The sequence below is a fragment of the Mesorhizobium sp. M1E.F.Ca.ET.063.01.1.1 genome (assembly GCF_003998155.1).
Lineage (GTDB): Bacteria > Pseudomonadota > Alphaproteobacteria > Rhizobiales > Rhizobiaceae > Mesorhizobium.
Genome location: NZ_RZSC01000628.1, coordinates 1 through 3,440 on the forward strand (window position 1 = coordinate 1; position 3,440 = coordinate 3,440).

Annotated in this window: 2 protein-coding genes; both read left to right on the top strand. The window is 65.3% G+C overall.

Annotated elements, in window-relative coordinates:
* The first annotated feature begins 447 nt into the window (after positions 1-447).
* Complete coding sequence (locus EOA29_RS29475; protein WP_127221979.1) at positions 448-2,508, top strand: 3-hydroxyacyl-CoA dehydrogenase NAD-binding domain-containing protein; 2,061 nt, start codon at positions 448-450, stop codon at positions 2,506-2,508.
* Positions 2,509-2,850: 342 nt separating this feature from the next.
* Positions 2,851-3,440, top strand: a 590-nt coding sequence (locus EOA29_RS29480; RefSeq protein WP_127221980.1) for a BMP family ABC transporter substrate-binding protein, incomplete at its 3' end; no start/stop codon positions are given.

Sequence of the window (3,440 nt, forward strand, 5' to 3'; positions counted from 1 at the left end):
GTGCTGACCGGGCTGATCATCGTCGGGGTGATCACGGCAGCGGGTGGGGAGAAGGCCGTGCGATAGTCGCGTTGGCGCAGGGCTGCGAGAGGTTGGCGGGACAGCCCTCTGGCCTGCCGGCTTTCGTCGCTCGGAAAGCCAAGCAATTGGCTTTCCGTCCGCTGCGCGGACCGCTCCTCAACCGCCGCAAGAGGGGGGATTGGACGTCGCTTTGGCTTTCGCCAATCTCAAACATCGCAGGAATGAGCGGAGCGCTCAAGCTTCCGATCTCCCCCCTTGCGGGCCTTGCGGGGGAGATGCCCGGCAGGGCAGAGGGGGGTGTGAAGGAACGCAACGCTTCCGGCTAAGCTTTCCGACAAGCATTGTGCCAGCACGGCATCCGGTTTCAATTCGCGACGCGGCGTAATAAACCCGTCCTGGTCGCAGCCGGGTCTCGGGAGGTTCCGCTTGTCCAATTTCGTCGACGTCGCGAACGAGAACGGCGTGGCGGTGGTCATAATCGACAATCCACCGGTCAATGCGCTGAGGTTTCATGTCCGCAAGCCGCTCCATGCGGCGCTCGCCGCGCTGCGTGACGATCCTGCCGCCAGGGCCATCGTCATCGCCTGCGCCGGGCGCACCTTTGTCGCCGGCGCCGACATCACCGAATTCGGCAAGCCGGTCGAGCAGCCGGAGCTGCGCGCCATCATCGCCTTGCTGGAAACCATCGCCAAGCCGACCGTCGCCGCCATCCACGGCACGGCGCTGGGAGGCGGGCTGGAACTGGCGCTCGGCTGCCATTTCCGCATTGCCGATCAAGGCGCAAAGCTCGGCCTGCCGGAAGTGAAGCTCGGCCTGCTGCCGGGCGGCGGCGGCACGGTGCGCCTGCCGCGCCTGGTGGGTGCCGCGAAAGCGCTCGGCATGATCGTTTCGGGCACGCCGATTTCGGCCGGTGAAGCCAAGGCGGCGGGTCTTGTCGACGCGGTGTTTGATGGCGATCTGTTGGCAGAAGCAATTCGTTTCGCTAGCGAAATGGCTGACCGAGGCGGAGCGTTCATCGCTGTCCGAGACCGCAACGACCGTCTGGCTGAAGCCGATCTTGCCGCTTTCGACGCCCGGGCGGCTGAACTCGCCAAGAAAGCGCGCGGGCTCGAGGCGCCGCTTGCCTGCACCGAGGCCGTGCGCAACGCGATCACCTTGCCTTTCGACGAAGCTCTGGCTGCCGAGCGCCAGCTCTTCCTGCAACTCGTTTCCGGCGACCAGTCGCGGGCGCAGCGGCATCTGTTCTTCGCCGAGCGCGAGGCCGCGAAGGTGCCGGGCAAGGATCTGCAGCGACGCAATATTGCCCGCGTCGGCATCATCGGCGCCGGCACGATGGGCGGTGGCATCGCCATGGCCTTCGTCAATGGCGGTTTCCCGGTGACCTTGCTGGAGACGAGCGAGGAAGCGCTGCAACGTGGGCTGACGACGATCGACAAGAACTATGCCGTCTCGGTCAGCCGTGGCTCGCTGACGGAGGAGGCGAAACAGCAGCGTCTCGGCCTGTTCAAGGGCAGCACCGACTATGCCGACCTTGCCGATTGCGACCTGATCATCGAGGCCGTGTTCGAGGACATGGCGGTGAAGAGGGAGGTGTTCGGCCGGCTCGACGCAGTCGCCGGGCCCGGCGCCATCCTCGCCACCAACACCTCCTATCTCGACGTCAACGCAATCGCCGCCTCGACCTCGCGGCCGCAGGACGTGCTCGGCATGCATTTCTTCTCGCGGGCCAATGTCATGAAGCTGCTTGAGATCGTGCGGGCCGAGAAAACCGCGCCGGATGCGCTGGCGACGGTCACCGATCTGGCGCGGCGCGTCGGCAAGGTGGCGGTCGTCGTCGGCGTTTGCCACGGCTTCGTCGGCAACCGTATGCTGTCCGCGCGAGGTGCAGAGAACGAAGCGCTATTGCTCGAAGGCGCGACGCCAAGTCAGGTCGACAAGGCGTTCACCGATTTCGGCTGGCCGATGGGGCCGTTCCAGATGGGCGATCTCGCCGGCCTTGATATCGGCTGGCGCAACCGCAAGGCGCGCGGCCAGACGGCGGTCATTGCCGATACGCTGTGCGAGCAGGGCCGCTTCGGCCAGAAGACCGGGCGCGGCTGGTACCGCTATGACGGCGGCTCGCGGGAGCCGGTTGCGGACCCGGACGTCGAGGCGCTGATCCGCGCCAAGGTGGCGGAACTGGGTATCGCGCCGCGCGCGATCGACGCGGAGGAGATCATCGAGCGCACGCTCTATCCACTGGTCAACGAGGGCGCGAAGATCCTCGAGGAGGGGATCACTGCGCGGGCGTCAGATATCGATGTCGTCTGGGCCAATGGTTACGGCTTTCCGGTCGGCAAGGGCGGGCCGATGTTCTGGGCCGGGCTCGAAGGGGCCGGCAAGATCGTCGAGCGGCTGGAGTATTGGCACGCAAGGACAGGGCGGCTGATCTTCGAGCCGGCGCCGCTGCTGAGAAGGTTTGCGGAGACGGGGCGCTGGGAGGGATAGTACAGCCATCCGGAACAAGCGCCGGAGTTCCTTCGCACCCCCCTCTGTCCTGCCGGACATCTCCCCCGCAAAGGGGGGAGATTGGCAGTTCTGGCGCCTCGCTGCTCTTGCGAAGCCCGAGATTGGCGAAGGCCGTCATGACTGCTGATCTCCCCCCTTGCGGGGGAGATGGCCGGCAGGCCAGAGGGGGGTGCTGTCCCGCCGATCTTCTCGGCTTACACACAACGATCGACGGCCAAATTTGACCATGTGGACAAAACTCAGGCGGCGTTCCATAGTCTTGGCGTCTGACATTTTTTGAACGGCCGGCTCGACACGGCTGTCGAACAGAGGGGCACTTCAATGGAAAACGATCATAGCAAATCGCAACGCGCCGGCCTGTCGCGGCGCAACGTGCTGGAACTCGGCGCGCTCGGTCTCGCGGCGGCCGCGCTGCCCGGTATGGCTTTCGCCAAGGACAAGAAGCTGAAGGTGGCGGCGATCTTCGCCACGCCGATCGAGGAGCCGTGGGACAACCAGATCCATGTCGCCCTGCAGAAGGCCCAGAAGGAGCTGGGCATCGAATACAAATGGTCGGAAAAGGTGCAGACCGCCGACTTCAGCCGTGTGATGCGCGAATATGCGCAGGGCGGCTACCAACTGGTGCTGGGCGATGCCTTCGCCGCCGAGCGCGAATCGCGAAAGACCGCCAAGCAGTTCCCGAAGACCGCCTGGCTGTTCGGCTCCGGCGCCGGTCCGGCCGAACCCAATTTCGGCGTCTTCGACAACTGGATCCATGAGCCGGCCTATCTGTCCGGCATGATCGCCGGCAAGATGTCGAAGTCGGGCACGGTCGGCGCTGTCGCGGCGATGGGCATTCCGGAAGTGAACCGGCTGGTCAACGCCTTCTTCGCCGGCGCCAAGGAGGTCAACCCGAATGTCAAGAAGAAGGT